The sequence below is a fragment of the Candidatus Paceibacterota bacterium genome (assembly GCA_040905715.1).
In the GTDB taxonomy this organism is placed as follows: Bacteria; Patescibacteriota; Minisyncoccia; order Phycocordibacterales; family CSBR16-193; genus JBBDHZ01.
The window spans coordinates 383,355-402,712 of the sequence record JBBDRA010000003.1 but is presented as its reverse complement, the minus strand read 5'-3'; the positions used below and the strand labels follow the sequence as shown (position 1 = coordinate 402,712).

23 protein-coding genes are annotated in these 19,358 nt (G+C 46.7%); 1 reads left to right on the top strand and 22 read right to left on the bottom strand.

Going from position 1 to position 19,358, the window contains the following annotated elements:
* Positions 1–36: 36 nt before the first annotated feature.
* From WD312_03150 to WD312_03135, 4 genes are read right to left on the bottom strand one after another with little or no spacing between them, the layout of a single operon-like run.
* On the bottom strand, positions 37–1,110 hold the full coding sequence (locus WD312_03150) for a hypothetical protein (protein MEX2564085.1): 1,074 nt from the start codon (positions 1,108–1,110) through the stop codon (positions 37–39).
* A gap of 53 nt (positions 1,111–1,163) precedes the next feature.
* Entirely contained in the window at positions 1,164–2,186 is a 1,023-nt protein-coding gene (locus WD312_03145) for a serine hydrolase (protein MEX2564084.1), read from the bottom strand.
* A gap of 29 nt (positions 2,187–2,215) precedes the next feature.
* A complete protein-coding gene (locus tag WD312_03140; GenBank protein MEX2564083.1) occupies positions 2,216–2,854 on the bottom strand; it encodes an SMC-Scp complex subunit ScpB in 639 nt (212 codons plus the stop codon).
* Between the two features lie 14 nt (positions 2,855–2,868).
* Positions 2,869–3,681 (bottom strand): ScpA family protein, encoded by an 813-nt coding sequence (locus WD312_03135; protein ID MEX2564082.1) that lies wholly within the window; start codon positions 3,679–3,681, stop codon positions 2,869–2,871.
* Between the two features lie 529 nt (positions 3,682–4,210).
* Between WD312_03135 and WD312_03130 the strand changes: the two genes are divergently transcribed.
* A complete protein-coding gene (locus WD312_03130) occupies positions 4,211–4,930 on the top strand; it encodes a hypothetical protein (protein ID MEX2564081.1) in 720 nt (239 codons plus the stop codon).
* 160 nt (positions 4,931–5,090) lie between these two features.
* Here the strand turns inward: WD312_03130 and WD312_03125 are convergent, their stop codons facing one another.
* From WD312_03125 to infA, 18 genes are all read right to left on the bottom strand, one after another.
* A complete protein-coding gene (locus WD312_03125; protein ID MEX2564080.1) occupies positions 5,091–5,423 on the bottom strand; it encodes a helix-turn-helix domain-containing protein in 333 nt (110 codons plus the stop codon).
* A gap of 10 nt (positions 5,424–5,433) precedes the next feature.
* Positions 5,434–5,652, bottom strand: coding sequence for a DUF1653 domain-containing protein (locus WD312_03120; GenBank protein MEX2564079.1), 219 nt, complete (start codon positions 5,650–5,652; stop codon positions 5,434–5,436).
* Positions 5,642–7,033: an aspartate--tRNA(Asn) ligase gene (aspS, locus tag WD312_03115; GenBank protein MEX2564078.1), complete on the bottom strand. Its 1,392-nt coding sequence runs from the start codon at positions 7,031–7,033 to the stop codon at positions 5,642–5,644. Before aspS ends, WD312_03120 begins: the two co-directional genes overlap by 11 nt.
* Positions 7,034–7,064: 31 nt before the next feature.
* Positions 7,065–8,051, bottom strand: coding sequence for a tryptophan--tRNA ligase (trpS, locus tag WD312_03110; protein ID MEX2564077.1), 987 nt, complete (start codon positions 8,049–8,051; stop codon positions 7,065–7,067).
* 69 nt (positions 8,052–8,120) lie between these two features.
* Positions 8,121–8,885 (bottom strand): prolyl oligopeptidase family serine peptidase, encoded by a 765-nt coding sequence (locus tag WD312_03105; GenBank protein MEX2564076.1) that lies wholly within the window; start codon positions 8,883–8,885, stop codon positions 8,121–8,123.
* 7 nt (positions 8,886–8,892) lie between these two features.
* Complete coding sequence (locus WD312_03100; protein MEX2564075.1) at positions 8,893–9,942, bottom strand: HAMP domain-containing sensor histidine kinase; 1,050 nt, start codon at positions 9,940–9,942, stop codon at positions 8,893–8,895.
* A 45-nt stretch (positions 9,943–9,987) separates the two neighbouring features.
* Positions 9,988–10,509 carry a hypothetical protein gene (locus WD312_03095; GenBank protein MEX2564074.1) on the bottom strand — a complete coding sequence of 174 codons (522 nt, stop codon included), beginning with the start codon at positions 10,507–10,509 and terminating at the stop codon, positions 9,988–9,990.
* 74 nt (positions 10,510–10,583) lie between these two features.
* Complete coding sequence (gene dnaJ, locus WD312_03090; GenBank protein ID MEX2564073.1) at positions 10,584–11,705, bottom strand: molecular chaperone DnaJ; 1,122 nt, start codon at positions 11,703–11,705, stop codon at positions 10,584–10,586.
* Between the two features lie 537 nt (positions 11,706–12,242).
* Positions 12,243–14,216, bottom strand: coding sequence for a molecular chaperone DnaK (dnaK, locus tag WD312_03085; GenBank protein MEX2564072.1), 1,974 nt, complete (start codon positions 14,214–14,216; stop codon positions 12,243–12,245).
* 89 nt (positions 14,217–14,305) lie between these two features.
* Entirely contained in the window at positions 14,306–14,944 is a 639-nt protein-coding gene (locus WD312_03080) for a nucleotide exchange factor GrpE (GenBank protein MEX2564071.1), read from the bottom strand.
* 218 nt (positions 14,945–15,162) lie between these two features.
* Positions 15,163–15,579 (bottom strand): 30S ribosomal protein S9, encoded by a 417-nt coding sequence (gene rpsI / locus WD312_03075; protein ID MEX2564070.1) that lies wholly within the window; start codon positions 15,577–15,579, stop codon positions 15,163–15,165.
* A 28-nt stretch (positions 15,580–15,607) separates the two neighbouring features.
* A complete protein-coding gene (rplM, locus tag WD312_03070) occupies positions 15,608–15,955 on the bottom strand; it encodes a 50S ribosomal protein L13 (protein ID MEX2564069.1) in 348 nt (115 codons plus the stop codon).
* Positions 15,956–15,971: 16 nt separating this feature from the next.
* Entirely contained in the window at positions 15,972–16,322 is a 351-nt protein-coding gene (gene rplQ, locus WD312_03065; GenBank protein ID MEX2564068.1) for a 50S ribosomal protein L17, read from the bottom strand.
* Between the two features lie 54 nt (positions 16,323–16,376).
* Entirely contained in the window at positions 16,377–17,372 is a 996-nt protein-coding gene (locus WD312_03060) for a DNA-directed RNA polymerase subunit alpha (protein MEX2564067.1), read from the bottom strand.
* Between the two features lie 26 nt (positions 17,373–17,398).
* Complete coding sequence (gene rpsD / locus WD312_03055) at positions 17,399–18,016, bottom strand: 30S ribosomal protein S4 (GenBank protein MEX2564066.1); 618 nt, start codon at positions 18,014–18,016, stop codon at positions 17,399–17,401.
* Positions 18,017–18,104: 88 nt separating this feature from the next.
* Complete coding sequence (rpsK, locus tag WD312_03050) at positions 18,105–18,536, bottom strand: 30S ribosomal protein S11 (protein MEX2564065.1); 432 nt, start codon at positions 18,534–18,536, stop codon at positions 18,105–18,107.
* 76 nt (positions 18,537–18,612) lie between these two features.
* The gene (rpsM, locus tag WD312_03045; GenBank protein MEX2564064.1) at positions 18,613–18,993 is read right to left on the bottom strand and encodes a 30S ribosomal protein S13; all 381 of its coding nucleotides are present in this window, start codon (positions 18,991–18,993) and stop codon (positions 18,613–18,615) included.
* 73 nt (positions 18,994–19,066) lie between these two features.
* Positions 19,067–19,288 (bottom strand): translation initiation factor IF-1, encoded by a 222-nt coding sequence (gene infA / locus WD312_03040; GenBank protein MEX2564063.1) that lies wholly within the window; start codon positions 19,286–19,288, stop codon positions 19,067–19,069.
* Positions 19,289–19,358 lie beyond the last annotated feature (70 nt).

Here is a 19,358-nt window from a genome sequence, read left to right as displayed (position 1 = left end):
CCGCTGAAACAGCTCGATCTTGTATCTTGCGAAGACCTAACCAATGAGGGCTAAGATCATTCCTAAGAGTGCGGCAACGATACCGAGGATCCAGTAACGCATCGTGACCTTGTATGCGGGCCAGCCGATAGCTTCAAAATGATGGTGAATCGGAGCAACAAGGAATACTTTTTTGCCTCCTCGTAATCGTTTTGAGGTAACCTGGATAATATTTGAGAGAACGGTCATCACGAGCGGAAATCCGATGATCGGAAGCACCAAAAGACCGTATCCCCCACCAAGCGAGTCGGTCATGAAGGCGATGACTCCAAGCGTGATCGTGAGAGCCATCGAGCCGGTCTCAGACATATAAAAACGGGCGGGTGGAATATTAAACCAGAGGAACGCTAGGATTGCACCGACCATCATTGCACTGAAAGCGGCAAGATTGATCTGTTGTTGATAGAACGCAATGCCTGCGTAAGCGGCAAACATAGACGCAAAAACACCGCCGGCAAGACCGTCTATCCCGTCTATGACACCACCTGAGTAGATGGCGATCAGGACAATGGCAAAAAGTGGAACAATAAGCCAGCCGATCTGGAGCGCGTCAACGAACGGCAGTCCTATAGCGGTCACATCGAGTTTCATAAAGAACCAGAGGCCGCATAGCACGCCGACAGTTGTTACGATCGCGAGACGTACCTTAAGCGAAAGTCCACCCGACACTCTTGAAATAACACCGGTTATCTCAAAGAGATCATCGACAAGACCAACAAACGCACCCACGAGCAGTGTTACAAGCGGTACCCAGGTTTGGCTCCGCGAGAGGAAGTCTAGCTTGGTGGTCAGATCGTTGGGGGCAAAGAAAGCCATCAACCAGATAGTTGCAATGGTAATGGTGGCCGATGCCCAAATAACAACACCGCCTAATCTCGGTGTGCCCACCTCACGTGTCTTGTGAAGTTGGTTGAATATCTTCGTAGCAATGCCGTTCGAGTCCTTCTTCCCGGATCTCTTCTTCCACATCTGGTGCTTGTAAAGAAAATCAGTCAGAAACGGCGTGATCGCGATACCGATCCAAAACGCAAGAATTGCCGGGAGAATAACTTTAACGATATCGATGATCATAGACGAGATTATAGCGTGAAGCCTTCATGGCGGTGTATGTTGAAAATAGTGACCTACTCCGTTTGTGTAATATCAGATGTTGCGTCAATAGAGGCGTTTACTAATTGTAGCACATCACTGAATCGCTCATCATAGCCGGAACCAAGCACCACAACAATGATCGGGTGGTTAAGCCCTGCATCAAACGCGACCACAAGGTTACCTCCTGATAGGTCGGTATACCCGGTTTTAGAGGCAATAACACCGGGTATACGGTTTACAACCTTGTTTGTATTATTTACCACATGAGTTATGTCTGCTAGTGATGTGCGAGTTATGTATGGCCGTCGAGTTGAATCAAGAAGGTCGGGATAGTTGGCAAGAGCATATTCCATCATGAGCGCAGTATCTCGTGCAGTGCTGTATGATCCGCTGTTTTCCTCATCGGTGTCCAGTCCGTGAGGATTATGAAACTCAGTGTCAGCAAGTCCTATTTCTCGGGCTTTTTGGTTCATTGCGGAAACAAAAAATGCGACGTTATCATCAAAAGTCGTTGTGGCCGGTCCGTTATGTATCGCCCCGGCAATAGAGGCGATCGCCCCGGATCCACTGTTTGAAGATGTTACTAAACTAAAATCAAGCAGATCTTGAAGTGACCATTGCTCATCCCGGTACAGTCCGTTGTCCCCTTCTATCAGCATCGCGTTCTGGTCAACCGTCACTACTGTATGATCAGGGATAAGATCTAGGGCGGTCATTGCGGTCATAACCTTTGTGATAGAAGCAAGAGGCCAATGTTTGGTGGCATTCTTCTCGAACAGTACTTCACCCGTTGTTGTATCAAGTACGTACGCTGCTTCAGCTTGAAGGCGGATTCCCTTGAACGGATCAGGTTTCTCCTCCGTCTCCCGGATAACTTCATCCTGAGTGGCTGTTTGACTATTGCTCTCGTCACTTTTGGTTTCAGGGTTCCAGAGTGTTGTGGTAAGGATCAAAGCCGACATTGCTAAAACAAGCACTCCATAACTGAGTGCTTTTATTCCGGTGTTTTCTTCCGGTAGGTTAATTTTTTGAAAAAATGATCGTAATGATCTCATGATTTAGGTGTTGGATCGGGTACCAGGCGTTAGGAGGTACGTTGTTGGCTTTCGCTCCTTTCTTCATCAGGTGAACCTGAAGTGTCGCTCTGCTCCTCATCTTGCTCAATGGCTTGAACGTCGTCCGGCTCATTGGTCTCGTAAAATTGCTCTACTTTATCTCCTATATCATCATGTTCCGGTAATTCCTTGGTGCTCGATATACCAAGATGGCGCAAAAGCTGAGTGGTCGGTTGGTACACGATCGCTTGTTTACCGTCTTCTGATTCGCGTCGTTCGATAAGGCCGCGAATGGTCAGGTTGCGTAAAATGGCAGTGGAATTTACCCCGCGTATGTAGTCAATATCTCGGCGGCTTACCGGCCCTTGGTACAGTACTATGGTCAGGGTCTCGAGGCCTGCTCGACCAAGTCGTTTCGTTAGCTCTTTTTTGTTAAGTGTTTCAACAAGCTCGTGTGCCTCAGGTGCTGCTGCCAGTTCTACGGTGTCAGTGGTTTGTACAAGCCGTATACCCCGCTCACTTCCTTCGATCTGAAGGTTCTGCTCAAGTTTTACAAGAGCATTTCTCAGCTCTTCAGTAGAGATATCAAGGACCTCGCACAGCGTAGAGTGCTTTACCGGCTCCCCTTTGACGAACAATATGCTTTCTATCTGAGATTCAGTTTTCATAATGCAAAGCTCAACTATTCTAACGAATTATAACGAGGAATACCAATATCACTGTGCTCCATTTCGATCTCATCAAAATGAGATCGCTGGCTCACCTGAACCAGTCCGGTTTTGACTAATTCGAGCATAGCCAGAAAACTCACCACTACCGTTACCCGCTCTTCCATGCTCAGTTCCTTGCCTCGATGATAGCCGGAGAATTCAGAGAATCGGCCCCGTAAACTCCTTTGAATACGCTCACTCAGCCGTTCTATCGTCTCTTTGAGACTCACCACCTTCTTTACCTGTGTCTGCGGTATTTGCTCTTGCTTTGGAAGTCTGCTCAGGACACTTCTCATTGCTTCGCTGAGGTTGGCTGGTGTTATCTCGTCAGTTGGTGAAAAAACCGGTGTCTTATTAAGATGTGAGCACCCGCTCGCCATGAGTTGTTCACCATAGAGGTCGCGTATGTGTACCGAAAGATCCTGTATTCTCTGGTATGCCTTGAGTCGTTCCTCAAGCTCTTCGATGTCCTCTTCCTCTTCGTCGGTAAGGTCCAGAGTCGGTAAAAGCGATTTTGACTTTATCAAAACCAAGGTTGATGAGGTGAGAATGAACTGAGCGCTATCGGCAACCGGAAATTGCTCAAGTTCTTGAAGGTGAGTCAAATAGTCGTCGGTTACCTGAGCAAGTGAAATATCACTAATGAAAAGTTTGCGCTTCTGGATCAGAGACAGCAGTAGGTCCAATGGCCCTTCAAAAGCCTCTGTTTTGACCTTGAAACCCTTCTTTCCATTAATTTGAGCGTCCTGGTCGTCTATTTGATTATTCGCCAGCAGGTCGGACATTGCTTGTAGTATAGCAGAAGATCAGTGTTTATTAGATGCGAATAGATATGTGTTATTGAGCTGATATAGTATTGCTAACGTTGGCGAAAGGAGGCGTATACAAACAGCACCGTAAGAACTTATCCACAACCCTGCTACTTGCAAAAGGTTTAATACTGGTTATAATCAAAAGCAGTACTACACACTACGTTTCTTCCTTCGGCCTTTTGGCCACCCACCGTCCTACCCCTTGCTATGCGAGGGGTTTTTTATTGATCATGTCGACCGTATGTATTGCTCTGGTGTATTGCTTTGGTATTACGTATTCCTTTACTTATTTTACTTTACTCCAAAGCGCCCGTGGGGATGCCTGGAAGCCCTGTATTATAGCGGTAACTTGACCATCCCCCTCTTCTTTGTGTTCTAATTTTTAGGGTGTATGTGCAGAATGGTATAGCGTGTCTTCAATACTGTGTATCCCCACTAATAGTGCCGGGAGTCAAATCACCATAATGAGTTATACATTATTAATTATTTAAGATACGTATTTATGCAAAACCAATTTACCGTGATCGTTGATCAAATACTTGAGTCATTGAACAACGTTTGGCTCACCTTCCTCGACTACCTACCCGAGGTGCTGAGTGCCTTGTTCGTTTTTATCCTGGGTCTTATTATCGCTTCGTTCCTGGGATCGCTAACTCAAAAATTGCTCTCACTCGCCAAGATCGATGAATTAAGTGAGCGCAGTGGACTCACTGATATGATGAGGCGTTCTCAGTTGAACTTCACGTTCTCGTGGCTGATCGGTAAGGTAGTAAAGTGGTTCTTTATCATTGTTTTTCTTCTCGCCGCAGCTGATATTCTGGGCTGGGAGGAAGTGACATCGTTCTTGCGAGAGATCCTGTTTTACATTCCTAACGTTATTGTAGCGATCATTATTCTTGCGGTTGGTATGATCGCCGGCAATTTCTTGGGTCGCCTGATAAGTTCCGGCGCAACAGCAACACGATTACCGGTTAAAAATACAGCTTTGCTGGGAACAATAGCGAAGGTCGCCGTCATAACCTTTGCAACACTCGCTGCCCTCTTACAGCTTGGTATCGCTGAGTCACTTATCGAGATCTTGTTTGCCGGTCTTGTATTAGCTGTTGCTCTGGCGTTTGGTCTTGGTGGACAGAGTAAGGCAAGTGAGATCTTGGAACGACTTGATACGACCACAGGAAGTCATCAGGGAGGACATGCAGGAGATCAGCAGCGCCATCACTAGCGATATTGAATTGAGTGAGCGCTATACTGAACAAAAGCCACCGGTGTAACCGGCGGCTTTTGTTTTACCCTTGTCGCTTTTTACATCAGGTGAACAGTTTTCATTTCTTGATGTGCTTACGTTTCAACGCCTCAACGCGTTGAGGCGTTGAAATATCTTTCTAGATCACCTTTTTGTAGGTCACTGCGTGACCGGTTTCTCCTATTTGTTTTACCTGTCCCTGTTCTTCAAGCTCGGATAAGTACCTGCTTGCAGTGGCGTCGGATACGCCGAGCGTATTCTCGACATCGTCGTTGGCGATCTCGTCTTTTGTGTCAAACAGATGCATTACCTGAGCAAGGTTCTCTTCTTTTTCCAGCGATTGCGTAGCGATCAAGTCGCTACTTCCCGCTTCCTTTTCGAATCCTTCGTTTTTGCACCGGATACGTGAAATTGCCGTATACATGACTCCACCACCTACGATAGCCGCCAGTATAATGTAAATAAGTTCCATAAATACGTATTTAGTCTTTCAAAAATTGAAACCGCGGTGTTTTTGTATCTCCTCTCTCTATTGTCTCCATAAAGATACCAAGCGGTCGAACCCAAAGTTTCGACTCCGGGTTGTCGTACAGCGCTTCATACATCACTAGTTCTTCAAGGGTCTCGCTGTGTTTGCAAACACCAATCACGCGATATTTATCGCCTTTAAAATGCTTATAAATACCGGGTTTAGGATGCATTATTTTTGATATTTTCTTCGGGTGCTTCGCTTGAACCCTCTTCCTCATCCGATGATAATCGTGTATCGATACGATTAATATCTCGCGGGAACAAGGTTGCTTCTTTTACGTTTGGAATGTTCAGAAATCGTGCGGTAAGCCGTTCGAGCCCCATTCCCCACCCCCCATGAGGCGGCATACCGTATTTGAATGCCTGTAGATAAAATTCAAAGTTCTCAGGATCCAGGTTTTTCAGCCGTGCTCCTTCTACTATGCTCTCATAGAGGTGGCGACGTTGCCCGCCGGTGGTTATTTCTACGCCACGGAATAAAAGATCGAAACTTTTCGTAAAGCCCGGATCTTGTTCATCTTCATAGGTATAGAATGGTCGCTTCGAGACCGGGTAGTGAGTTATGAACATAAAATCTGAATCATGTTCGCGTTTGGACCATTCACACATCCACCGTTCATCTTCGGGTTCAAGGTCCGGCTCTTCCCTGACATCTTTCCCGGTTTCTTTGTATATAAGCTCTTGAGCCTCTCGGAGCTTCATGCTTGGAATATTCTCAGGGACAGTAGGGATCTCGGAGCCACACAAGGAAAACTCCTTCTCGCAGGTGTTACGTAAATGTTCGCACACAGAACGAAGAAGGTTCGTTTCAACTTTCATAATGTCAGTATGATCAGTGATGAACCCCATCTCCATGTCGAGCGAGGTATATTCATTCAAGTGGCGCGACGTCGCGTGTTTTTCTGAGCGAAAAACATTCCCGACAGTGAATACCCGCTCAAAGACACCAACGAGCATTTGTTTGTAAAGCTGGGGCGAAGTCGCTAAGTGAGCAATGCGATCGTAAAGATATTTAACCTCAAATACTTCACCGCTCCCTTCGGCATCAGCCCCGATGATCTTAGGTGACTGGAACTCAGTAAAGCCTTCATTGTTTAAAAAAGTTCGATAGGCGTTGACGATAGCAGATTGAACCTTGAAAATAGCGTGTTCACGACTTCTTCGGAGCGTGAGCGGTCGATAATCAAGCAGTGTATCGAGGTTCAGATCGCTATCGAGATCAAACGGCAGTGACTGCGCCTCAGCAAGCACCTCCATCTCGGTAACGACAAACTCAAGATCGCCGTTTGGCAGATCCGGATTAACCATCTTTTCCGGGCGTTCCTTTACTTCCCCTACAACCTTGATGACCCACTCCGGACGCACTGCGCTTGCGGCCACGTGAGCAGCTTTGTTCTTAGGTAAGGCGACCATCTGTACTTTTCCGGTTGCGTCACGTAGGTCTATGAAAATAAGCTTCCCGTGGTCTCGGCGTACATCAACCCATCCAGCCAGAGTTACTTCTGAGCCGATATGTTCGTGTAGATCTTGTATGTAAATTCGATTTTCCATAAATGAGTATTACTAAATAGTTTGTTCTTGATCAAGAAGTAAGACCGATCTTTGTGCGTACTTCGTTCATCTTCTCAGTCGCTTCTCCTTGTGCAGCTCGTGCCCCTTCGTCAAGTACGGAGAAGACATGGTCTGTATCGTTCGCGACAACCTCTCGTTTCCGGCGAAGCGGGTCGATGAATTCCTTGAGGCTTTTAATAAGTATCTCTTTGGATTCTTTATAGCCAAGCCCGCCTTCCCGGTAGCCCTCGTTCACCTTGTCGAGCTCGGAACCGGTCGTAAAGTGAGTATGAAGCTGATAGAGCGTATCATTCTCGTAGTTTGTCTTGGGGCTCTCGAGCGGCTGAGAATCAGTTGGTATACTCATTATCCCTTTCTCTATTTCCTCGTCACTGGCGAAAAGTCCTATATAGTTGTTATAGCTTTTACTCATTTTTCGTCCGTCAGTACCGGGCACGGTTTTTGTTTCCTCGAGAATATACGGTTCAGGAATACGAAAGGTATCACCATAGACAGTGTTAAATTTTTCGGCGAAGTCGCGGGCATACTCAACGTGCTGTTTTTGGTCAGAGCCGACCGGAACCACGTCTGCGTCATACATAATGATATCCGCGGCCATGAGGATCGGATAGTAAAGTGTGCCGGCATTAATCTCCTTGCCTTTCTGCTCAGCGTCTTTATATGCGTGAGCACGGGTCAGGTACGAGGCTGGAACTATGTTTGAAAGTATAACTGCCAGTTCAGTGTGGCTTGGTATATCGGACTGTTTATAAATACGTGTTGTCTTCGGGTCAAGACCGATAGCAAGATAGTCGACAGCGATGTTAAAACTCATCTCACGAAGCGTTTCTGCGTCACGAATAGTTGTCAGTGCATGATAGTCAGCAATGAAAATGCGGGTGTCATACTCGTTTTGCATATCGACAAATTGCTTCATTGCGCCAAGGTAGTTACCGACATGCGGTCGTGCGGTCGGCTTCACTCCGGAGACAAGGATTTTTTTAGAGTCTGTAGACATAGGTCAAATACTAGCAAACTATCCGCTTAGTGGAAAGAAAAATATGTCACGCGTTGAATTGCGGAATTTTTATTGGAACCATGCTTTGATTCGGGTACGTATCTCTAGAGTGCATGTGTCAGATATCCCCAAGTGACCTCCTTGCGCGTAGAGCTCTGTTGTTACTCCTGTTTCTTTTGCAAATGTTTTGAGTGCTTGTGCAGGGCAAAATGGATCGTCCTCAGCATGGATCAGTAATACTTTCTCAGGATCGATCCTGTCCTGCATAGTGATCGGGTTATAAAAATGTGTATCTTCTTCCAGTTTAGCCCAGTCTGTATCGTCAAAACGATACGTCGGACCAAATCCTTCAGTGATAAATTGTTTGAGAGCATCGTTACTTTCCGCAGGAGTCGGTATTCGCCAATCAATAACCGACGAGAGGCCGATCACTTTAGTGACACGCGGATCAGAAGAGCTGAACAATGCGGCCGGCCCGCCGAAACTTGAACCGAGAACATATACCGCGTCCGGCACAATAGTGAACTCTTCGCCGGAATAAATATCTCGTAGGGGGTGAAAAACGGCGTTAACTGTGTCGGTGACATCTTTGGTCGGTGATTCTTTTAAAAACGATCCTCGGCTCTCCCAGGTGCCACGGTAGCGTGGAAATACAACAAAATATCCTTGCTCTGACCAGTACTGTATAACATCATCTTTGTACGGAATACTTGGGATCCCTTGAGCGAGGATCAATACTCGTGTTCGTTCCTCTGTTCGTTTTTGAGGAGTTGAAGGGGGTAAGAATTCTGCCAGGATCTCATCATCTATTCGTGTTCGATAAAGATGCCTCATAGTCTGATCATATCTTACTCATTTCCCGGTTTTCTTTATTCTCCTTAGGATGCTCCTGCTTTGTTGAAATAGCTTTAAGCTCTACAACAAAGGTTGTCCCTTTTCCCCGACCAAGCGAGGACGCGAGAAGGGTCCCTTCGTGATCGCTAATGACCCGTTTTGAAATATAGAGACCGAGTCCGACACCGAATACGTTATATTTTTCCGCATCATCCGCTCGCCCGAACTTCATGAAGACGTGTTCCTTGTCCTTCTTGCTCAGCCCTACGCCGGTGTCCTTTACTTCAATGCGTACTTTTTCGTCGTATTTCCAAAGATGGATACTGACCGACCCTTCTTTTGTGTATTGAATGCCGTTGTCGATCAGATTGGTTATTACCTGGCGAAGTTTGTCAGCGTCACCCTTGACTGTGTAGTCATTGTGCTCGTCTATATCGAGGTGCATGTTGAGACCCGCTCGTTCAATGATCGGCCTCATTTGATTTGCGGTAGATTCAACAAGTCTTCTCATATCGAATAGTTCCATATCGTAATCAAGTTGACCGCGTTCGATACGGGTAACATTTAAGAAATACTCTATGGTGTCCACCATCTCTTTACTTGAGACAAAAGCCATGTGTATAGGTGATTCAAGGCGTTCCGGTACTCGACCGTAGTCGCCTTCTAGTATCATTGAAAGATATCCTCGTATAGATGTGAGTGGTGTCCGGATCTGGTGTGTGGCCAAGTAGACAAATTCTGATTTCATTTTATCGATCTGACGCAACTGGATGTTGGCGTTTCGAAGATATTCAGCAAGCTTTACACTCTCATCTCGCTGGGTGTCTAGTGCGCGAACACTGTAAACCAAAAAGGCACCAACAAATGAAGCGAAAGAAAAAACAATGATCGTGAGAATAACATCTTCAACGTGTTCGAGAAAAAGCGTCTGACTAATGATGACCAAAAGGATGAATAAGGTCATTGTCTCCGCAATGATCGTAAGACGAAACTGGAAAATACGCGATAGAAGGTCGGAGATCGGTGAGTTTGATTCCTGTGAGGCTTTATCTGACATAATTGCGGGTGTACGAAGTTGTGTCTCTAAGATACAAGGTGTTAATTAATCACGCGAAAATAGATACAGTACTGCCAGCGGAGCGATCATCCAGGCGACAATGGTCGTCTCTGTTATAAGGTCTGTGACCAGTGACGAGAGTTGGTATACCGGAGCGATCGGAACAAGGACCACAACAATGGCAAGTATAGTGGCAGACGCCGCTAATGCTTGGAGAAATGAAAATACGGTGTCTCGCTTTCCGGACTCAATTGATCGCTTCTTGATATATTTTTTGATAACAATGAACGACAAGATCGAGAGCGCCGCAAATATCCCTAGCTGACTACTGTAGCTGATCCAGGATGGATCAGTGTCTGTAACCATGTTCACCAGTGAGGGTGGTAGAAATGAATAAGCAACTATTGCCGGATACAAGGCTATGATAGCTGTTGTGAACTTTCTTTGACCGACATATAAAGCGCCGATAAAAAGAACGATGATCATTACCGCAATGACGATAATGTCTGTGGGAAATGACGTTATTCTATCGATAACATCTCCTATAACATTTGTAACCGGAGCCATGTATTAATTATACACGCTCTGCATTAAGTGGCGTGTGGATACCGCTCATCAGTAGTTAGATAATTCAATGAGTCTCAAATCCCTTCTTCTTTTAGTTTTTCAACAGCTTTCTTTGCTTCCCGAGAAAGCTTTTGTGGAAGCTGTATCTGTACTTTGACCAGAATATCACCACGCTTGCTCGCCGAAGCGGAAGGGTTGTTTCCTACCGGCACTCCTTTGCCTTTGATACGTAGCAATTCACCATGTGTTACCCCTTGAGGTATTTTTAGATCAATTGTGCCGTCTAGTGTATCGATCCGGTAGGTTGCACCAAGAAGAGCGTCAGAAAGTTTAACACTGAGCGGCATATAAAGATCACGACCTTGCTTTGTAAATGTGGAATGAGCTCGGACATGTACTTTAATGTAAAGATCACCCGGCTGTCCGCCGGCAACTGCTTCCCCGCCGCCGGTCATGCGGATCATCTGACCGTCTTCTATGCCTGCAGGAATTGTAATGCTTACCTTTTCTTCTTTCCGGGTAACTCCTTCTCCGGAACAGCTTTTGCATTTTGTTTTTGGGACCTGACCGCTACCACGACAAATCTCGCATGTTCGGTTTGTCTGGAACGTACCCATGAAAGAGCGTTTAACTTCCTGAACCTGTCCTTTCCCGTTACACGTTGAGCAGGTTTCGGTACCGCTTCCCGCCTCTGCGCCGGTACCCTGACAGTTTTCACAGTTTGACGTTTTCTTGAGTTGGACAGTTCGTGTTGTGCCAAAAACAGATTCACTGAAATCAAGTTCTACATCAATAGCGATGTCGTTCCCACGACGAGTGCGTCCGCGTCGAGCGCCACCTCCGAAAAACTCACCAAATATGTCACCGAGATCATACTCCTCGAAACCTTGGCCGCCCTGAGCGCCACCAAATTGCTGTGCGAAGTCACTAAAATCGAAGCCGCCAAATCCACCACCTTGACTGGCTCCGCCACCACCGCTACCGCTAAACACCCGGCCGTATGAATCGTATTCAGCACGTTTTTTATCATCGGCAAGGATGTTGTATGCTTCGTTTATTTCCTTAAATTTTTTCTCATCCCCACCTTTCTTGTCCGGATGGTATTTTTGAGCCAACTTTCGAAAAGCCTTTTTTATCTCATCCTTTGAGGCTTTTTTCTCGACACCGAGTATTTGGTAATAATTTTTTTCTGCCATAGATAGCTTATGTAGCGTATGCGAATTTATAGAGTGGCGTATAAGGAGGTGGCGCCGTTTAATACAGACCAATGGTACTACGAAAAACGTTGTAACTCAAGTCCTGAAACTTGCGCTGATACTCAATGTAACGTATAAAATATAAGGCGTTCCTCATTGTTTCATTCCTTGTGTTGAGGAGATCAGCATGTTTAGATCATGCCGTGGAAATAGGCAAAATCGTTGGTTTGCGATGACCTCAATTGAGTGTGTCGAATTGCCTGGTGGAGCTCGCTATCATGTTGAGCTCACACTCGGGATCGGTAGAGAATTTCACCGTCGCGTTTTGAATCCGTGCTTCTGTGGAGACACCTGCGCGCACGTTGTTCGAAAACTCCCTGCAAGTGAGATCGAATTTCAAAGCCCCAGGGAGAGCTCGCTGAATTGATCGCACGCCACCCGTCCTCTTTTTTAGGACGGGCAAAACAAAAACCGCCACCCCGTCGTATCGGGTTGGCGGTTTTTTAACAATAAATGAGGCAATAAAATTGAGATGAGTTATTTGTCTTTTTGTTCACTCTCTCCTTTTGATTCTTCGTTCGAATCATTATCTTCACTCTTATTCTCGTCGGCGTTTTCTTCGTACTCGGCGTCGCGAACATTCTCATCGGTTTTTGATTGATCGCTGTCTGCTTTTGGCTGGCTTTGCGCCTCTGCGTTTGCAGATTCTTGTTGGACATGCTGGCCGATCTTCTGGAGCTCAGCCGAGAGTTCCTCGGTGGCCTGTTGGATCACTGCTGCGTCGTTGTCTTCCTTGTCACGCGCTGCTTTGGCTGCGTCTATCTTTTCTTGAATAGATTTCTGTACGTCCCCTGGTACCTTGTCTTTGTGTTCACTAAGTGATTTTTCAGCCGTATAGATCAGTTGCTCAGCAATATTGCGTGCTTCGACAGCCTCTTTGCGTTTCTTGTCTTCGTCAGCGTGTTCCTCGGCTTCTTTCTGCATTTTTTGAATATCCTCCTCTGAGAGACCGGAAGTTGCCTCGATCCGGATAGACTGCTCTTTCCCGCTTGCCTTGTCTTTGGCGGTTACGTTCAGTATGCCGTTTGCGTCAACATCAAAGGATACTTCGATCTGAGGAGTGCCTCGCGGTGCCGGAGGGATACCGTCGAGAATAAAGCGACCCAGTGATTTGTTGTCTGCCGCCATCGGGCGTTCGCCTTGAAGAACATGGATCTCTACAGATGGCTGGTTATCTGCAGCCGTAGAGAATGTCTGCGTTTGCTGAGTTGGGATGGTCGAGTTACGCTCGATCAACGGCGTTGATACACCCCCCATGGTCTCTATACCGAGCGTGAGCGGTGTTACATCGAGCAACAGGACGTCTTTAACATCACCACCGATAATACCGCCCTGAATAGCCGCGCCGAGTGCCACAACCTCGTCCGGGTTGATGGTCTTATTTGGCTCTTTACCAAAGAATTCCTTAACGCGCTCCTGGATCTTCGGCATTCGTGTTTGTCCGCCGACCAGAACAACTTCGTCTATATCATCTTTTGAGAATTTTGAACTCTTGAGTGAGTTTTCAGTAATGGTCATTGCTCGGTCAATAAATTCTTGAGCAAGCTCTTCGAGTTTAGATCGAGTTAATTTGATCATCAGGTGCTTTGGGCCGTCGGCATCTGAGGTAATGAACGGAATATTGACTTCTGATTCCTGTGTAGATGAGAGTTCAATCTTAGCTTTTTCGGCAGACTCATCAAGTCGCTGGAGAGCAAGTTTGTCCTTGCTAATATCGATCCCGCTTTCTTTTTTGAACTCGTTGACCAGGTGATCGATTATCCGTTGGTCAATATCCTTACCACCTAGGTGGCTGTCTCCTTCGGTGGCTTTTACTTCAACCACCTCATCTCCTACTTCCAGGATAGACATGTCGAACGTTCCGCCTCCAAAGTCAAAGACTGCTATTTTCTGATCCTTCTTCTCATTAAAACCGTACGAGAGCGCAGCTGCGGTCGGTTCGTTTATAATACGCTTTACGTCAAGCCCGGCGATCTTTCCGGCGTCCTTGGTCGCCTTGCGTTGTGAGTCGTTAAAGTACGCAGGAACGGTAATTACTGCCTCCGTGATGGTCTCGCCAAGTTTTGCTTCCGCATCCGTCTTCATTTTCTGAAGGATCATTGCGGAGATCTCTTCAGGTCGGTATTTCTTGCCTCCCAGGGTGATCTCAACGCCTCCCTGGCCGGATTTCTCAATAGTGTACGGAACAATATCTTTATCTCGCTGTACCGCAGTATCATCGAAGTCGTGTCCGATAAATCGCTTGATACCGAAAACAGTGTTTTCCGGATTAGTGACCGCCTGGCGTTTTGCTAGCTGTCCCACAAGCCGTTCGCCTCCTTTAGATATCGCTACTATCGATGGAGTTGTTCGATTGCCCTCGGCATTCTCAATGATCTTCGGTTCGCCGGCCTCCATAATGGCCATGGCTGAGTTTGTTGTTCCAAGATCGATTCCAAGTATCTTTCCCATAGTATGTGAATGTTGTTAAAGGTTGTTAGCTATAATGGTATCTTGTATGTATCTTTAATACTATAACACGCTGTCAAGCCATTTGCAAATTATGCTTCGTCTCTTTTTTCGCTCGAGGTATCTGTATGAGCCCCAACTTTTACTTTGGCAGACCGAATAACTCGGTCGTTCATTGAATAGCCTTTTTGAACCACTTCTACTATCGTATTGTCTTTTTCTTTCTCGTGTACAAGTGTTTGGTCCACGGCTTCATGGTATGCAGGGTCAAACGGTTGACCTTCCGGGCTTATCTGCTTTACGTTGTGTGACTCGAGCGCGGTAAGGAGTTGCGCGTGGATCTGTTCTACACCGATGCGCCACTGCTCCGGTGTATCGTTGTAGGCTTTTGTGTCTGCAAAAGCCATTTCAAAACTATCGAGCACCGGTAAAAGCGAGATGATCACATCCTCGCGGGCAAAATTGACCGCCTGTTTCTTGGCTTCCTCATCGCGCTTTCGGGCATTGAGAAATTCAGCTTTCTCGCGTTGCCATGAATCAAGATACTGCTGCTTTTCTTTCTCACAATGCTTTAGCTTTTCTTTAAGTTTGGCTGTCTTGTCTTTCTTTGCTTGCCCGGCGTCTCCTTCATCGTCGAGGATCGGTTCGATATCTTCATCAAACGCCTCACTATCCATTTGCGTATCAAGGTCTGCGCTATCTTCTGAATGATGTTTCTTGTGTGTGCTCATAAGGTGAGACTATGATACCTAAAAATTGGGTAAAACAAAACCCTCGTGGTGGCCCCGAGGGTTTTGATGGTGTGATCGTAAAAATAATTATCGTTTTGACCATTGCAGAGCGCGAGGCGCTCTTTTGAGAACCCACGGTTCTCAACGCTCGTTACACTCACTGCTCTCCTTCACGGAAACCTACCGGTTTCCGACCCTTCCACAGACAGTCTCGCAAACTATCGTTTGCTCCACTGCGGGGCCTTGCGTGCTTTCTTGAGACCGAACTTCTTACGTTCTTTGGTGCGCGGATCTCGCTTGAAGTATCCGGCTTTTTTCAAAGTGGTACGAAGCTCTTCATCGTATTCCTCAAGTGCTCGAGCAATACCGTGTCGTACTGCTTCCGCCTGTGAGTGAATACCTCCACCGCTTACAATAACACTTACGGCAAAAGTGTCAGCAAGATCAGTTTCGGTAAGTGCCTGGGTGACGACTTGGTCGAGTTCAGGTGTAGGAAAATAATCTTTTTTATCCCGAGTATTTACGGTAAATTCCTTGCCCGGATGGTTTGGGTACAAACGAACACGGGCGACCGATGTCTTTCGGCGACCAACGGCTTCGTAGTAGGCGTCTTTAGCTGTTGCTTTTGATGGCATATAAGTAGCGTGTATATTATAGAAAATATTACTCTTCGATGACGAGATTCTTCATTATTTGCTTGCGAAGCTTGTTGGCCGGCAACATGCCGTAAACCGCTCGGCGAAAAACATCACCGTATCCTTTTTGTTCGATAACTTTGCGTCGGGTACGGTCTGTACGACCTCCGGGATATCCTGAATAACTCATGTATACTTTTTCATCCATCTTCTTTGAAGAAATATCTGCTTTTGCAGCGTTCTGGATTCGTACAGTTACCTGGGCTATCTCGTGTCGCTCAAAAGACGGCTCATGCTTCCCCATGAGAATTTTAGCCGCCTCGCTTGCAACTCGGCCGAGTGATCTGTTCTGTGCATTTATAGTATGTTCTTGCATAACGATAGTGGGTATCCTACTCGACGAACTCAATGATTGCAAGGCTGGCCGAGTCTGACTTTCGGTATGGAAGCTTCACGATCCGCGTATAACCCCCTTCTCTCTCTTGATAGCGAGACGCGAGCTCGCCACAAAGCTTTACACGCGCATCCGGTCCGATCTTGTTCTCAACTCGGCGAATCGATGCCTGGGTGTTCTTCTTTGCCTCGGTGAGGAGTTTCTCTGCAAATGGACGAAGTTCTTTCGCCTTTGCTTCAGTTGTTTGGATTCGGTCGTGTAAAACCAGTGATCGAGCAAGAGAGCACAGCAAAGCTTTGCGTTGTCGTGAAACTCGTCCAAGAGTTCGATGTGTTTTGTGGTGTCTCATGTCGTGGGTCGTTAAATAATTAGACGCTACGGGTTAGCGCATAATGTACTATGATTACTCTTTCAGTTCAATGCCCTTAGTGCTTAAAAGATCCTTGATCTCCTGAATCCCCTTGTCGCCGATGCCGTCGATGTCCTGTATGTCAGCTTCACGCTTTCGCGCAAGTCCGCCAACCGTTCGTATGTTTGCTTCAGCAAGTGCGTTGAGGGTGCGCTGTGAAAGGTTTAGATCGTCGATGCGGGTTTTCAAGAACTCTGTTTCGTCCTCGCCTGATTCGTCTTGTTCTATCTCAGAAGCTGTTTCACCTGATGATTCAGAGGGTGTGTATTCAAGAGTTGCTTCTTGAGGCTCGTCTGATCCGTTTTCGCCGGTCAAGGCCTGCATCTGCTGGATCATTGTAGCGATCGAGCGATCGAGAGCCTCGCGCGGCTCGATCGTACCGTCGGTTTCAATAAAGAGACGAAGTCGGTTGTAGTCAGTTCTGTCCCCGACACGCATATCTTCAACTTCATAGCGTACGCGCTTGATCGGTGTGAAAACCGCGTCGAGTTTAATTACACCGATCTCACGGTCATTGCCTTCAAATTCCTCCTTTGCTACGTATCCAAGCCCCCGCTCAACAACCATTTCCATGTCGAGTGAGGCGTTCTTGCCGGTCAGGTGAGCGATCTCAAGCTCAGGGTTAGTGATAGTTGTTTGACCGGTTGTTTCAATGTCACCGGCGGTAACTGTCTTGTCGCCTTTAGCTCTAAGTTTGAGTGTTTGTGGCTCATCTGTATCCATCTGAATACGAATATTCTTCAGGTTCAGGAGAACTGTAATAACATCTTCACGTATTCCTTCAACGGAAGAAAATTCATTGTTTACGCCGTCGATCTTAACGGTGGTAATAGACGTGCCTGGCAATGATGAAAGTATGATCCGTCGAAGTGAGTTTCCGAGGGTGTGGCCGTAGCCGGGGTAGAGTCCATTGATCTCGTATTGCCCGAAGATGTTGTCTTCAGATACGGTCTTTGGCTTCGAAGGTAAAACGATAGTTTGATCTGACATAAGCACTGCTAAATAATAGATAACGATTAACGGCTATAAAACTCAAGGATTGCTTGGATATCGAACAGAAGGTCGGCGCCTTTTAGTTGCGGTCTCCCTTCCACTTTCCCGGTAAGTGAATTTTCATCAAATGAAAGCCATGCTGGCGGGTTATAATTCTCTAATCTTTCTTTGAGGTTATCAAATAATTTCGTGTTCTTGCTCTGCTCTCGTATTGATATTACGTCACCGACGGATACACCGTGCGACGCGATGTTGTTTCGTCGACCGTTCACGTGTACATGGCCGTGACTCACGAGCTGGCGAGCCGCTGTTTTGGTCGGAGCAAGACCAAGACGGTGCGCTACGTTGTCTAAGCGCATCTCGAGGCGCTGGTAGAGTTGGTCTGCCGGCGTGCCGGCGTTCGTGCTCATGGCTGCTTTTACATAGTTTGCAAACTGCTTTTCAGGCACAAGGTAGGAGTAACGAGCCTTCTGCTTCTCTCGCAGCTGAACACCATACTGAGACAATTGTTTTGGTCGTCTTCCGGTACGACGTTGCTGCCCCTTTTTTTGAAGCGCAAGGTCGTATTTCTGTGTCTGTGTCTTGTCGAACACAGCTGCTCCGAGTCGCCGTGCGATCTTATATTTTGGTCCAATTTTCATATTGACTTGGTTGCTAGGATCTAGGTACTAAGCTTTAGGTGTGAGGTGTTTCTCTATTCGCCTAAAACTCAAAACCTAGAAGGTGTAATTAAACTCTCCGTGCTTTCGGCGGGCGCGGACCATTGTGCGGTACCGGTGTAAGATCTTCGATCCCTAACAAATTAATGCCCTTTGAAACAAAACCGCGCACCGCTGATTCTCGACCTGAACCAACGCCTGTGATGGCCACATTTACGTCTTTTACGCCCATTTGACGGGCGATCTCACCGATCTGTTCGCCTACTTTTGCTGCAGCATACGGTGTTCCCTTGCGGGCTCCGTTAAAACCGAGTGATCCAGATGATGACCAGCAGATCACATTGCCTTTTGTATCGCTTAGGTGAACTTTTGTGTTGTTGTACGTTGCTTCAACATGCAAGCGGCCGACATCCAGCTTTTTGCGTGGAGCTTGAACACCACCAGCTTTGGCTTTTTTGTTTTTTCCGTCTCCTGATTTTTGTGCGATTCTTTTCTTTCCCATATATCTGGTTACTATGATCTAGATACTAGGCTTAAGGAGTTAGTAGAAGCTAGCGCCTAAAGTCTAGAATCTCGATCTATTTCTTCTCTGCGGCTCGTCGTCCGGTACCCATGGTTTTTCGTACGTTTCCTCGACGTGTGCGTGAGTTGGTCTTTGTCCGTTGGCCGCGTGATGGAAGTCCGTGTGTGTGGCGCGCTCCGCGGTAACTCTGAACATCCTTCAGTCGCTTGATGTTTCCGCCAACTTCTCGCTTAAGGTCACCTTCCAGAGTAAATTGCTCAAGCTGTTCGCGGATCTTGTTTTCTTGATCCGAAGTCAGGTCAGTCGGCTTTTTACCGGGCTCGATGCCTGCGTTTTCAAGAATATCGCTGGCACGAGAATAACCAACGCCGTAAAGCGCGGTCAAACCGATCTCGAGTCGCTTATTGTCTGGAATGGTTATACCGAGGATTCTCATAACGTGGTGTTGGGTACTAAGAGAATTATGAATGCCGGTTATTCCGGCATCTTGTTCTCTAGAATACCTGATACTACAGTCGTTGCGTAATGCGTGCTTTTCCGCCATACGGATCAAGCTGCATTTTTACTTTATCACCGATCAATACCTTGATACGATACAGTCGCATCTTTCCCGCTAGAAATGCAAGCATCTCTTCTTTCGTGTCATCGCGTTCAACACGAAACATTGCGTTGGGTAGAGCTTCGGTCACGAGACCAGTTACTTCTTCTTTTTGCTGTGCATTTTTTGCCATCACATGTGCCTTACCTCCTGTAAGGGATGAGCGCTATACTAACAAACTTTCACTTTCCCTGTCAAATTTT